The organism is Neisseria bergeri, assembly GCA_003044455.1.
Classification (GTDB): domain Bacteria; phylum Pseudomonadota; class Gammaproteobacteria; order Burkholderiales; family Neisseriaceae; genus Neisseria; species Neisseria bergeri.
Map to the genome: position 1 here is coordinate 110,700 of POWY01000002.1, position 13,239 is coordinate 123,938.

Annotated in this window: 13 protein-coding genes and 1 pseudogene; 6 read left to right on the forward strand and 8 right to left on the reverse strand. The window is 51.0% G+C overall.

The features are described 5' to 3' along the window. Window positions 1-20: 20 nt before the first annotated feature. From kdsA to ftsB, 4 genes are read left to right on the forward strand one after another with little or no spacing between them, the layout of a single operon-like run. Window positions 21-863, forward strand: a complete 843-nt coding sequence (gene kdsA, locus DBY86_RS03600) for a 3-deoxy-8-phosphooctulonate synthase (protein ID WP_107818947.1) — start codon at window positions 21-23, stop codon at window positions 861-863. Between the two features lie 14 nt (window positions 864-877). Next, entirely contained in the window at window positions 878-1,318 is a 441-nt protein-coding gene (locus tag DBY86_RS03605) for a DUF4149 domain-containing protein (protein WP_107818948.1), read from the forward strand. Window positions 1,319-1,364: 46 nt separating this feature from the next. Further along, window positions 1,365-2,651 (forward strand): phosphopyruvate hydratase, encoded by a 1,287-nt coding sequence (gene eno / locus DBY86_RS03610; RefSeq protein ID WP_107818949.1) that lies wholly within the window; start codon window positions 1,365-1,367, stop codon window positions 2,649-2,651. 14 nt (window positions 2,652-2,665) lie between these two features. Beyond that, complete coding sequence (gene ftsB, locus DBY86_RS03615; protein WP_107818950.1) at window positions 2,666-2,944, forward strand: cell division protein FtsB; 279 nt, start codon at window positions 2,666-2,668, stop codon at window positions 2,942-2,944. Between the two features lie 40 nt (window positions 2,945-2,984). Here ftsB and yfaE read toward each other — a convergent pair whose 3' ends face one another. From yfaE to nrdA, 5 genes and pseudogenes are all read right to left on the reverse strand, one after another. Further along, the gene (gene yfaE, locus DBY86_RS03620) at window positions 2,985-3,275 is read right to left on the reverse strand and encodes a class I ribonucleotide reductase maintenance protein YfaE (protein ID WP_107818951.1); all 291 of its coding nucleotides are present in this window, start codon (window positions 3,273-3,275) and stop codon (window positions 2,985-2,987) included. A 16-nt stretch (window positions 3,276-3,291) separates the two neighbouring features. After that, a pseudogene (locus tag DBY86_RS12875) lies at window positions 3,292-3,399 on the reverse strand (IS5/IS1182 family transposase); the annotation flags it as partial. 102 nt (window positions 3,400-3,501) lie between these two features. Next, window positions 3,502-4,635 (reverse strand): class Ia ribonucleoside-diphosphate reductase subunit beta, encoded by a 1,134-nt coding sequence (gene nrdB, locus DBY86_RS03625; protein ID WP_003752662.1) that lies wholly within the window; start codon window positions 4,633-4,635, stop codon window positions 3,502-3,504. A gap of 113 nt (window positions 4,636-4,748) precedes the next feature. After that, complete coding sequence (locus DBY86_RS03630; protein ID WP_159068541.1) at window positions 4,749-5,288, reverse strand: hypothetical protein; 540 nt, start codon at window positions 5,286-5,288, stop codon at window positions 4,749-4,751. A 98-nt stretch (window positions 5,289-5,386) separates the two neighbouring features. Then, a complete protein-coding gene (gene nrdA, locus DBY86_RS03635; RefSeq protein ID WP_107818953.1) occupies window positions 5,387-7,666 on the reverse strand; it encodes a class 1a ribonucleoside-diphosphate reductase subunit alpha in 2,280 nt (759 codons plus the stop codon). Window positions 7,667-8,179: 513 nt separating this feature from the next. On the opposite strand from nrdA, the gene DBY86_RS03645 reads away from it, so the two are divergent. Continuing rightward, window positions 8,180-8,506, forward strand: coding sequence for a stress response protein (locus DBY86_RS03645; RefSeq protein WP_107818955.1), 327 nt, complete (start codon window positions 8,180-8,182; stop codon window positions 8,504-8,506). Window positions 8,507-8,663: 157 nt separating this feature from the next. Here DBY86_RS03645 and DBY86_RS03650 read toward each other — a convergent pair whose 3' ends face one another. The 3 genes from DBY86_RS03650 to DBY86_RS03660 form a co-directional block, all read right to left on the reverse strand. Beyond that, window positions 8,664-9,431: a 1-acyl-sn-glycerol-3-phosphate acyltransferase gene (locus DBY86_RS03650; RefSeq protein WP_107818956.1), complete on the reverse strand. Its 768-nt coding sequence runs from the start codon at window positions 9,429-9,431 to the stop codon at window positions 8,664-8,666. 87 nt (window positions 9,432-9,518) lie between these two features. Continuing rightward, on the reverse strand, window positions 9,519-10,346 hold the full coding sequence (mutM, locus tag DBY86_RS03655) for a DNA-formamidopyrimidine glycosylase (protein ID WP_107818957.1): 828 nt from the start codon (window positions 10,344-10,346) through the stop codon (window positions 9,519-9,521). Between the two features lie 52 nt (window positions 10,347-10,398). Continuing rightward, window positions 10,399-11,064: a class I SAM-dependent methyltransferase gene (locus tag DBY86_RS03660; protein ID WP_107818958.1), complete on the reverse strand. Its 666-nt coding sequence runs from the start codon at window positions 11,062-11,064 to the stop codon at window positions 10,399-10,401. A 177-nt stretch (window positions 11,065-11,241) separates the two neighbouring features. Between DBY86_RS03660 and DBY86_RS03670 the strand changes: the two genes are divergently transcribed. Further along, complete coding sequence (locus tag DBY86_RS03670) at window positions 11,242-13,215, forward strand: LysM peptidoglycan-binding domain-containing protein (RefSeq protein WP_107818959.1); 1,974 nt, start codon at window positions 11,242-11,244, stop codon at window positions 13,213-13,215. The last annotated feature ends 24 nt before the right edge of the window (window positions 13,216-13,239 follow it).

The window sequence follows — 13,239 nt, forward strand, 5'->3', positions numbered from 1 at the left end:
CCTGAAAACGGACATTGATTATGGATATTAAAATCAACGGCATTACCCTCGGCAACAACTCGCCCTTCGTCCTATTCGGCGGCATCAACGTTTTAGAAGATTTGGATTCCACCCTCCAAACCTGTGCGCATTACGTCGAAGTAACCCGCAAACTGGGCATTCCCTATATCTTTAAAGCCTCTTTCGACAAGGCAAACCGTTCCTCCATCCATTCTTATCGCGGCGTAGGCTTGGAAGAAGGCTTAAAGATTTTTGAAAAAGTCAAAGCGGAATTCGGCATCCCCGTCATTACCGACGTACACGAACCCTATCAGTGCCGACCCGTTGCCGAAGTGTGCGATGTCATCCAGCTTCCCGCCTTTCTTGCGCGGCAGACCGATTTGGTGGCCGCAATGGCGGAAACGGGCAATGTCATCAACATCAAAAAACCACAATTCCTCAGCCCCTCTCAAATGAAAAACATTGTGGAAAAATTCCGCGAAGCCGGCAACGGGAAACTGATTTTATGCGAACGCGGCAGCAGCTTCGGCTACGACAACCTCGTTGTCGATATGCTCGGTTTCGGCGTGATGAAACAAACCTGCGGCAACCTGCCGGTTATTTTCGACGTTACCCATTCCCTGCAAACCCGCGATGCCGGTTCTGCCGCATCCGGCGGTCGTCGCGCACAGGCTTTGGATTTGGCACTTGCAGGCATGGCAACCCGCCTTGCCGGCCTGTTCCTCGAATCGCACCCCGATCCGAAACTGGCAAAATGCGACGGCCCCAGCGCGCTGCCGCTACACCTTCTGGAAGACTTTTTAATCCGCGTCAAGGCATTGGACGATTTAATCAAATCGCAGCCGGTTTTAACCATTGAGTAACACGGTTTCGCCTTATGATGCAGACTTTCCGAAAAATCAGCCTGTATGCCGCAACCTTGTGGCTCGGTATGCAGATTATGACGGGTTATATCGCCGCACCGGTGCTGTTCAAAATGCTGCCCAAAATGCAGGCGGGCGAAATTGTCGGCGTATTGTTCGACATCCTCTCTTTGAGCGGGCTTGCCGTTTGGGGCGCGGTACTGGTTGCCGCCTTTGCCGCCCTAACCCGGCGGCAAACCGCCCTGCTGCTTTTTTTATTGTCCGCCCTTGCCGCCAACCAATTTTTGGTTACCCCCGTTATCGAGGCACTGAAATACGGACATGAAAATTGGCTGTTGTCGGTTGCAGGCGGATCTTTCGGAATGTGGCACGGCATTTCCAGCATGATTTTCATGGCAGCCGCCCTACTTTCAGCAGTTTTAAGTTGGCGGCTTTCCGGCAAAAAGGCCGTCTGAAGCCCTCCCATTTTTTACCTCCCTTCACTTCACTTGGAGAACATTCATGAGCGCAATTGTTGATATTTTCGCCCGCGAAATTTTGGACTCACGCGGCAACCCCACAGTCGAGTGTGATGTATTGCTCGAATCTGGCGTAATGGGACGTGCAGCCGTACCGAGCGGCGCATCCACCGGTCAAAAAGAGGCTTTGGAACTGCGCGACGGCGACAAATCCCGTTATTCAGGCAAGGGCGTATTGAAGGCGGTAGAACACGTCAACAACCAAATCGCGCAAGCCCTCATCGGTATCGATGCCAGCGAACAATCTTATATCGACCAAATCATGATCGAATTGGACGGTACTGAAAACAAAGGCAACTTGGGTGCCAACGCGACTTTGGCCGTTTCTATGGCCGTAGCACGCGCAGCCGCTGAAGATGCAGGCCTGCCCCTGTACCGTTACTTGGGCGGCGCAGGCCCAATGGCCCTGCCTGTTCCGATGATGAACGTTATCAACGGCGGCGAACACGCCAACAACAGCCTGAATATCCAAGAATTCATGATTATGCCTGTCGGCGCAAAATCTTTCCGCGAAGCGTTGCGCTGCGGTGCGGAAATTTTCCACGCTCTAAAAAAACTGTGCGACAGCAAAGGCTTCCCGACCACAGTCGGCGACGAAGGCGGTTTCGCCCCCAACCTGAACAGCCACAAAGAAGCCCTGCAACTGATGGTTGAAGCGACCGAAGCCGCAGGCTACAAAGCAGGCGAAGACGTATTGTTCGCCCTGGACTGCGCATCCAGCGAATTCTACAAAGACGGCAAATACCACTTGGAAGCCGAAGGCCGCTCCTACACCAACGCGGAATTTGCCGAATACTTGGAAGGCTTGGTTAACGAGTTCCCCATCATCTCCATCGAAGACGGCATGGACGAAAACGACTGGGAAGGCTGGAAACTACTGACCGAAAAATTGGGCAAAAAAGTTCAATTGGTCGGCGACGACTTGTTCGTAACCAATCCGAAAATCCTTGCCGAAGGCATCGAAAAAGGCGTGGCAAACGCACTATTGGTCAAAGTCAACCAAATCGGTACTTTGAGCGAAACATTGAAAGCCGTCGATCTGGCAAAACGCAACCGCTACGCCAGTGTGATGAGCCACCGCTCCGGCGAAACCGAAGACAGCACTATTGCCGACTTGGCAGTCGCCACTAACTGTATGCAGATTAAAACCGGTTCTTTGAGCCGTTCCGACCGCATGGCAAAATACAACCAACTGCTGCGTATCGAGGAAGAATTGGCAGAAGCCGCCTACTACCCCAGCAAAGCCGCATTCTACCAACTGGGCAAATAAGAAAAGGTTAAGGTATGAAGTGGGTAACTGTCGTTTTATCCTTCGCACTTGTCTGTTGCCAATACAGCCTGTGGTTCAGCAAAGGCAGCATCGGACGCAACAGCAGTCTGAGAGAACAGATTGCCGTTCAAGAAGAAAAAAACCAGACGCTCGCCCTACGCAATCATTCCCTTGCCGCCGAAGTCTATGATTTGGAAAACGGTCAAGAAGCCATTTCGGAAATCGCCCGGGTAGAACTGGGTTATATCCAAGACGGCGAAACCTTTTACCGACTCATCAGGCATAACCGGTAATACCGTCAAAAAGCCGTCCGAACCAATGTTCGGACGGCTTTTATTTCAACAAACGGTCAGACAGCACCTCATCCTCCCCCGCCAAACCGCAATCCAGCCTGACATCCCCCTCGACACAACAGCAGCACGGCAGTATCTCGTCCCGCCCCAAAAAAGCCAAAGGCGGCTCCCGATAAGTAACGCTTCCCTCCAAAATCTTTACCCGGCACGATCCGCAATATCCGCTTCGACACTGATATTCCACCATATGTCCCGTCCGTTCCAAGCCTTCCAACAGGGTCTCACCCTCCAAGAGCTCAAAAAGACCCTTATTCGTACCAATGTGCGCCATTTCCAACCAATCAAAAATATAGTGGATTAAATTTAAACCAGTACGGCGTTGCCTCGCCTTGCCGTACTATCTGTACTGTCTGCGGCTTCGTCGCCTTGTCCTGATTTAAATTTAATCCACTATAAAAGGAACAATAACCGATCCTACCCGCTGTTTTTCCCATCATACAACATACAAATGCCGTCTGAAACATCCGGCTTCAGACGGCATTTTTTCAAAAAAACGTTTACAACTCAAAATCTCCCAAATCATCCGTATTCACTTCAGAATCAATCTGACCGATCAAGTAAGAAGATATTTCCACTTCCTGCGGCGCGACCTGTACGTTGTCGGACGACAGCCACGCATTAATCCACGGAATCGGGTTTTGATTTGCGCCTTCAAATCCGGCCGGCAACCCCACCGCCTGCATACGCAGATTGGTAATATATTCGACGTATTGGGATAAGATTTCTTTGTTTAAACCAATCATCGAACCGTCTTTAAACAAATATGCCGCCCATTCTTTTTCCTGTTCCGCCGCCTTTTTGAAGAGTTGGAAACATTCGTCCTGCAACTCGGCGGCAATCTCCGCCATTTCAGAATCATCGACACCAGAACGCATCAGATTAAGCATATGCTGCGTGCCGGTCAGGTGCAGGGCTTCGTCGCGGGCAATCAGTTTAATGATTTTGGCGTTGCCTTCCATCAACTCGCGCTCGGCAAAAGCAAACGAGCAGGCAAATGAAACGTAGAAACGGATGGCTTCCAACACGTTGACACACATCAGACAGAGATAGAGTTTTTTCTTCAACCCGCGCAAAGACACGGTAACGGGTTTGCCGCCGACATTGTGCACCCCTTCGCCCAACAGGTTGTAATACTGGGTGTATTCGATTAAGTCATCGTAATAGCAGGCGATGTCTTCGGCGCGGGCGGTAATATATTCGTTTTCGACAATATCATCAAACACGACCGACGGGTCATTCACAATATTGCGGATGATGTGGGTATAGCTGCGCGAGTGGATGGTTTCGCTGAAGCTCCACGTTTCAATCCACGTTTCCAGCTCGGGAATCGAAACCAAAGGCAGCAAGGCAACATTCGGACTGCGCCCTTGGATGGAATCAAGCAAAGTTTGGTATTTCAGATTGCTGATGAAAATATGCTTCTCGTGTTCCGGCAGGTTGGCGTAGTCGATACGGTCGCGCGACACGTCGATTTCTTCCGGCCGCCAAAAAAACGACAGTTGTTTTTCAATCAGTTTTTCAAATACCTCGTATTTCTGCTGGTCATAACGGGCAACATTCACCGGCTGACCAAAAAACATCGGCTCTTTCAGCGCGTCGTTTTTGGTTTTGGGAAAGGTGCTGTATGACATAGTTAAGTGTTCGCAGGACATAATGTCTTTCGTTTTTTAAAAAAATAAATATTATAATTTTTATTCAATAATTTTCCAGAATAGAATTCTTAAAAAATTTATAATATTTATAGTTATTTTGGAGTGTTAAAATTACGTATCACCTTATATGTAACAGATTGATTTGTTGCATTTATTATTTCCAATAATGCACCTTTATATCCTACTTGATGAGACTCACTTAAATCATATTCAACATCATTACTAAACGCCTGACGTGCCATATTATTTTGGAATTCTCTATATGAAAGTTTTATTCTATTTCCTATTTTTCCACTATATAAAAGATTTTGTTGAAATCCATTTGCATTAGTGGAATTAATTTTTTTAATAGTTGTTGGGATATTTTTTGAGCAGCTTTTTAAATTTAAAGCAGTAATTAAACAAATTTCATTATTTTTTTTAATTTTCATGATCGATATAATAGGATCCGCTAACATTCCTACCATAACACGACTTCCATTAGTATTACTAACTAGATAATAGTCGGCATTTTCATCCTCACCTGTTTTTACATATTCACCAGGGGGAATCTTATATGCGCCCCCCGCAATTTTTTGTAAAGAATCAAATGACAGAGCATCCATCTGTAAAGCATAGCCTTGATTTAACATATTCTCACCAATACCTACGGTATTAGTTTCACCATTTAAAATTAGATACCATTGCTAATATTTTTTAATTTAACATTAATATGAAAAATAGAACATTATTAAATCTTACAAGCCCCGCCCGCGCAACCGTCATCCTGAATATCGGCTTGCGTATCGTCCGCGCCGTCGCGGGTGTTGTGGTAGTACAGGGTTTTGACGCCGTATTTGTAAGCGGTCAATAAGTCTTTGAGCATTTGTTTCATGGAAACTTTGTTGCCCTCAAATTTGCCCGGATCGTAGGCGGTATTGGCGGAAATTGCCTGATCGACGAATTTTTGCATCACGCCGACAAGTTTCAGGTAGCCTTCGTTGCCGGGAAGCTGCCACAGGGTTTCATAGGCATTTTTCAGGGTTTCAAACTCCGGCACGACTTGCTTCAGGATGCCGTCTTTCGACGCTTTGACCGTTACCAGTCCGCGAGGCGGCTCGATGCCGTTGGTGGCGTTGGCGATTTGCGAACTGGTTTCAGACGGCATGAGTGCGGTTAGAGTAGAGTTACGCAGGCCGTATTTGACGATGTCGGCGCGCAGGCTTTCCCAGTCGCACAACAGCGGTTCGCTGCACACGGCATCCAAGTCTTTTTTGTAGGTGTCGATAGGCAGTTTGCCTTGAGAATAAACGGTTTGATTGAAGAGCGGGCATGCGCCGTATTCTTTGGCAAGGTTTACCGACGCTTTGAGCAGGTAATACTGCATGGCTTCAAAGGTACGGTGGGTCAGGCCGAGTGCGGAGCCGTCGCTGTAGCGGACACCGTTTTTCGCCAAATAATATGCATAGTTGATCACGCCGATGCCGAGCGAACGGCGGCCCATAGTGGAGGTACGCGCAGCTTCTACCGGATAACCCTGATAATCTAAAAGTGCATCGAGTGCGCGAACGGTCAAATCGGCAAGCCCTTCCAATTCGTCCAAGCTGTTTAATGCGCCCAAGTTGAAGGCGGACAGGGTACACAGAGCTATTTCGCCGTTCGGGTCGTTAATGTTGTCCAGAGGTTTGGTCGGCAGCGCGATTTCCATACACAGGTTGGACTGGTGCACGGGGGCAACGCGCGGATCGAACGGGCTGTGCATATTGCAGTGGTCGACGTTTTGGATGTAGATGCGCCCGGTTCCGGCACGCTCCTGCATCAGCGTGGAAAACAGGTCGGCAGCCGGAATAATGCGCTTGCGGATGTTCGGGTCTTGCTCGTATTTCGTATAGAGCCGCTCAAATTCGTCTTGGTCGGCAAAAAACGCTTCGTACAACCCGGGAACCTCGTTGGGCGAAAACAGCGTAATATTGCCGCCCTTAATCAGGCGGGTATAGAGCAGGCGGTTGATTTGCACGCCGTAGTCCAATTGACGGATACGGTTGTCTTCCACACCCCGGTTGTTTTTCAACACCAGCAGGCTTTCGGCTTCGATGTGCCACAAGGGGTAGAACAAGGTTGCCGCGCCGCCGCGCACGCCGCCTTGCGAACAGGATTTGACCGCCGCCTGAAACATTTTGAAAAACGGGATGCAGCCGGTATGCCGCGCTTCGCCGCCCCGGATTTCGCTGTCCAAACCGCGGATACGTCCGGCATTGATGCCGATACCCGCGCGTTGGGAAACATATTTCACAATCGCGCTGGTAGTGGCGTTGATGGAATCCAGGCTGTCGTCGCATTCAATCAGCACACAGCTTGAGAACTGGCGCGTAGGCGTACGCACGCCGCTCATAATCGGCGTGGGCAGCGATACTTTAAATGTGGAAACGACATCGTAAAAACGTTTGACGTAACCCAGGCGTGCCTCTTTCGGGTATTTGCTGAAAAGGCACATCGCCACCAAAACATATAAGAACTGCGGCGTTTCGTAAATCTGGCGGGTAACGCGGTTCTGTACCAGATATTTGCCTTCGAGCTGTTTGACGGCGGCATAGGAAAAGGACATATCGCGTTCGTGGTCGATATAGGCGTTCAGCTCGTCAAATTCTTCGCGGCTGTAATCCTCAAGGATATGCCTGTCGTATTTTCCGGCATCGGTGAGCTTTTTAACGTGGTCGTAGAGATGGGGCGGTTCAAAATCGCCATAGGCTATTTTACGCAGATGGAAAATCGCCAAACGCGCGGCAAGGTATTGGTAGTCCGGGGTATCTTCCGAAATTAAATCGGCAGCGGCTTTGATGATGGTTTCGTGGATGTCGTCGGTGCGGATGCCGTTGTAGAACTGGATGTGCGATTTCAACTCGACCTGCGACACGGAAACATTTTCCAATCCTTCCGCCGCCCAAGTAACGACACGGTGAATCTTATCCAAATCAATGGCTTCCAATCTCCCGTCTCGTTTGGTTACTTTCAAATCAGTCGGTGTATTCATCGCTTCCTCTTCCACTCTTGATATTCAAGACACGGTCTTTTCAAATAAATTAAGGCAGACAATATAGTGGATTTTTGGCATTTTCTCCAGTCTTGACAACGGTTGCATTTTTCAGTTTCAGGCAATCCGCGATAAAACCCGCCTGTCGTATTTTTCCTATAATATTTGTTTTATCTGATAATTCTTTACCGATAAAAAACGGGTAAATTTTTTGCCTTTTGACCGGCTCCTGCTACAAGGCGATGAAATAAGGATTTTCCGACGGAAAAGGAAAGCTTCCAGTTTTCTGCCCTTGTAAATTGTTAAATTTTGCAAAGTATGATTTTGCCGCGCCGCCGCCGACAAATTTCATTTTCTTACCGATTGGAATTTATTATTGAGATTAATGTGTTATTTGAATCTGTATATCAAACGGCAAGTTTTGCCGGGTGAACGAGTCTGAAACTGCCGACAGTTTGCCCGTTCCATCCTTCCATCCTATACTGGAAGGAATTGCAAACAGAAAGGATTGTCATGTCTGTCAAAAAAATGCTTGCCATACTGTTGTCTGCAATATTGGGACCGGTATCGGCAACTGCCGCTGCCGGCACGTCAGAACCCGCCCACCGTCATACCAAACATATCCGCAAGGCAAACAAGCAGATGCTGCACCCCGAATGCAGGAAATATTTGGAACGCCGTGCCGCGTGGTACCGATTGCAAGGCAACGTGCAGGAATTGCGCGAAAACAAAAAGGCGCGCAGAGCATTCCGCTCCCTGCCTTATAAGGAACAGAAAACTCAATGCCGGGCGGCTTATGAGGCTTTCGATGATTTCGACGGCGGCAGATTCCGCCGTTAATCCCATATAAAATATGCCGTCTGAACACAGGTTCAGACGGCATTTTCCATAGATACAACAAACTATCCTTACGCCATTTCGTTTGAGATACTCCCGTTGCCGCAGCCTTAACGCATCCGCAAAAGCGAATCATACCGCCACATTCCAACAATCGGTTTCAGACGGCAACATCCGCATCGCCGGCGACAACGGCACGGATGCTTTCTTCGATTTTATCCTTTAAAGTATAACGGTCTTCGCTTTCCGCCGCATCCGCCACGCAAACGAAATCGACTTTGATGGTCAGTTTTTTCATAGACACGATGCGCCACAGGCAGGTCGGCAAACCGACATCGGCATACGACGGACGGACCGTCCTTTTTCCCGTTTCGTCATAATAACGTAGCGCGACCGCCAAAACCTTTGCCCCCGCATCGATGGCAGATTGGAACAGCGCGGCTTTAAACGGCAGGAGCCCCAAGCCCGAAGAAGTCCGCGCCTCAGGGAAAAAACTGACGTTTTGACCGCGTTGCAAGGTTTCGCAGACGGCGCGGTTAATCGGTTCGATGTCGCGCCGCGAATTGCGGTTGATGAACACCGTTCCCGCGTTCTGCCCCATCTTGCCCAATACCGGCCAGCTTTTGATTTCCTGCTTGGCGATAAAGCTGCTCGGATAAACCGCGCTCATCGCGAAAATATCCAGCCAGGACACGTGGTTGGCGGCAACCAAGACACCGTTCGGATGTTCGGGTGCGGGCCTGCCCACCTCCAATCCGATATCCAAAGCCGCCAAAGCCCCCCTGCCCAATTCGATTACCGCCCGATTGCGCGACTCGGTGCAGCCGCCGTCAATACCGCGCAGGTTTTTGCCGGTTTTGAACAGCCAGACCGTCAAGCGGCACAAGCGGCGCAAACGTGTAAAAAATGAAGCTTTATTTGAAGACATGAGCAATTCTTTCCCGATAATCGGTGTTTGTTGTTGAAACGTTCGGACGGCATACCGATAAAATACCGTCTGAAACCGTGTTCCGCCCTATTTCTGACAGTTCGGGCAATAAAACGTGCCGCGCTGCCCCAAAGTTTCTTTCACAATCAAGCCGCCGCACCGGGGGCACGGCTGATTGTGCCGCCCGTACACCGTATATTCCTGTTGGAAGTAGCCGCTTTTGCCGTCGCTGTCCACAAAATCCCTCAAGGTGCTTCCGCCCGTTTCAATGGCGCGCCGCAACACCGCTTTGACGGTTTCAACCAAAAGCGCGCACTCTTTCTTTTTCAGGCGGTTGGCAGGACGGCGGGGCGAAATGCCCGCCCTAAACAGGCTCTCGTTGGCATAAATATTGCCCACGCCGACCACGACGGCATTGTCCATCAGGGCAAGTTTGACCGCGCGTTTCTGCGCCTTCAGCCCCGCATACAGATAATCCGTGCAAAATGCCTCCAACAAAGGCTCCGGCCCCAGTTTTTCCAACAGCGGATGATGTTCTTCGATTCCCTCATACCAAAGTATCGCGCCGAACTTTCTCGGATCGCGGTAACGCATGACCGTGCCGTCTGAAAACACAATATCGACGTGATCGTGCCTGTCCGGCCTGCCGATACGTCCGTCCGACGGCGTAAAAATCCGCAAACTGCCCGACATCCCCAAGTGAATCAGCAGTACGCCCGTTTGAAAGCGGATAAGCAGGTATTTCGCCCTCCTGCCGCAGGACAAAACCTGCCGGCCGGACAAAATCTCCCCCAAATCGGGATTGACCTGCCAGCGCAGCTTCGATTGGCGCAATATCACGGCTTCCACCGTTTTCCCTTCAATATGCGGCGCGATGCCGCGCAACGTCGTTTCCACTTCCGGCAATTCAGGCATAACCCCTCCCGATATTTCTTCTGACAGATGCCGTCTGAAAGACGGCCGTCCCTTAATCCGCAACCCTTGCCGCACCCGCCGCAAGGGCTTTGCCGCCCAAATACCCGTCCCACGCGGGCAGGGGCGTTACGCCCGCCGCCCTTTTGACCAAAACCAAACCGTACACTGCGGCACACTGCGGCCACCAACGGTCGCCCGCCTTTTCCATAAACTGCCAAAAGCGTATTTGCCCGAGCGACGAAACAGGCGGCAGATACACCATAAATTTCCCAAATTCAATATCGAAACCGACATCCGCAAGCTGCCTTTTCAACCCGGACAGCGGCAGACAAAACCGTTTCTCCGGCAGGCGTTCGCCGTCAAACCAACGGCCGAATCCCCAGAGCGAATACGGATTGAAACCCGTCAGCATCAAACGTCCGGACGGTTTCAATATCCGGTACACATCGGACAGGATTTGCGAAGGAACACCGCCTTCAAGCGTATGGGGGAAAAGCAGCATATCCGCAGAAACATCCGCCAAAGCCATATTTTCCGCCGACATCGACATATCTCGCGGCACACAGACAACATCTTCAGACGGCATCAGCCACCTGCCGCCCACCTGAACCGCACACATTCCCGAAAAACGGTATGAATCCAGATACCGCCCGAAGAAGTCCTGTTCCAATTTTGCAACATACCGCCCCATCGTCGTATCTTCAAACCATGCATCCATATTGCGTCCGTTTCAAACAGATTGCCTACCGATATTCTATTCCAAACAGAGTTTCTGTCAAAAAACACATCGGCCGCCCATTTCCGAATCCGCATAAAGTTCCTGTAAAACTTGACGCTTTTTCAGTCAAACAGTACCATCGGACGATAAAATATGTTTATTCCGCCGATATAAATCATGTCCAAACTCAAAACCATCGTCCTGACTGCCTCGGGCCTCTCCGTCTGTTCCGGCCCACTGTACGCCCAAAACACCTCTTCACACCAAATCGGTTTGGCGATTATGCGCTTAAACTCTTCAATACTCGACCTGCCACCGACAAAACAATATTTCCAATCGGGCAGCCTGTGGGGCGAGCTGCGCCAAGGCTTCCGGATGGACGAAGTCAATCCCGAACTGGTGCGCCGCCACGAAAGCAAATTCATCGCAAGCCGCAGCTATTTTGATAGGGTCGTCAACCGGAGCCGGCCCTATATGTACCATATCGCCAACGAAGTCAAAAAACGCAATATGCCCGCCGAAGCCGCCCTGCTTCCCTTCATCGAAAGCGCGTTCGTTACCAAAGCCAAATCGCATGTCGGCGCATCGGGCCTGTGGCAGTTTATGCCCGCTACCGGCAGACATTACGGCTTGGAAAAAACACCGGTTTACGACGGCAGACACGACGTTTACGCCGCCACCGATGCCGCACTCAACTATCTGCAATACCTCTATGGACTGTTCGACGACTGGTCTCTTGCCTTTGCCGCCTACAACTGGGGCGAAGGCAACGTCGGACGCGCCATCAACCGCGCCCGCGCACAGGGTCTCGAACCGACCTACGAAAATCTGCGTATGCCCAACGAAACGCGCAACTATGTCCCCAAGCTGCTCGCCGTGCGCAACATTATTGCCACCCCCCAATCTTTCGGCATGAATATCAGCGACATAAACAACAAACCCTATTTTCAGGCAGTCGAACCTGACCGCCCCATCGATAACGAAGCCATCGCCCGGCTCGCCGGCATCACGCAAAGCGAGCTGCTCGCCCTGAATCCGGCATTCAACGTCCCCGCGTTCATCCCCAAAAACAAACGTAAACTGCTGCTTCCCGCCGCGTCCGTCCAAACTTTCCAAAGCAACTACCTCAACGCCGCGCCCGACAGCCTGTTTTCATGGGAAGTCTATACGCCTGCCGCCAAAACCAGCCTGTCCGACATATCGACGGCAACCGGCATGAGCATTGCCGACATCAAACGCCTCAACAACCTGAACGGCAACCTTGTCAACGCAGGACGCAGCATCCTTGTCGCCAAGAACGGCAAGACCCTTCAGACGGCATCGGAATCCGTCGTTTCCATCGACATCGACAATACGCCCGACACCTACCGCTCCAATATGCCGGCAGGCACGGTGAACGTCGGCATTGCCCGAATCCAATCCGCCGCCGCACAGACAGCGGACATTACCGTCGCACCTTTGCAGCAGGAAACCGTCCGTACGGAACCCGACCCCCTTGTCCGCATTGCCGAACCCGCCCTTGCAACAGCCGCAGCGCAACCTCAAACCGAAAAACAGAGCGCCATGCCGTCTGAAACCCAAACCGCAACACTCGCGCAGATTGCCCCCCCAAACGACATGCAGGCGGCAGACGAACTCATGCAGCTTGTTGCCCGAAACAACCTGCGCCGTCAGGCTGAAGAAACCATCTCAGCCGTCATCGGCACACCTGACACAGTTGCCGAACACAAAATTTCCGCATCTCTGCAACATACCGTTGCCGCCGACGGCAAACGCGGCGTCCGTTTGGAAACGCGCGTAGCCAAAGCCGCCGACAGCGGAACAGACCCCGCCGCCCGCACCGGAATCCACCGTGTTGTAGAAGGCGACACCCTGTTCAACATTGCCAAACGCTACAACGTCAGCGTAGCCGACCTGATTGTCGCCAACAACATCAAAGGCAACACCATCCAAAAAGGACAGGTACTCCGCCTGGCGCAGGCAGCCCCCGCCCAAACCCGTATTGAAAAAGTATCCTACACCGCACGCAAAGGCGACACCTTCAAAAGTATCGCCGCGCGCTTCAATATCCATATCGACGACATCCGCCGGCTCAATCCCAACCTGAACACCATCAATCCGGGACAGAGGGTCAAACTGATTGGAAGCTGATTCGGATACGGCACATGACAGGAC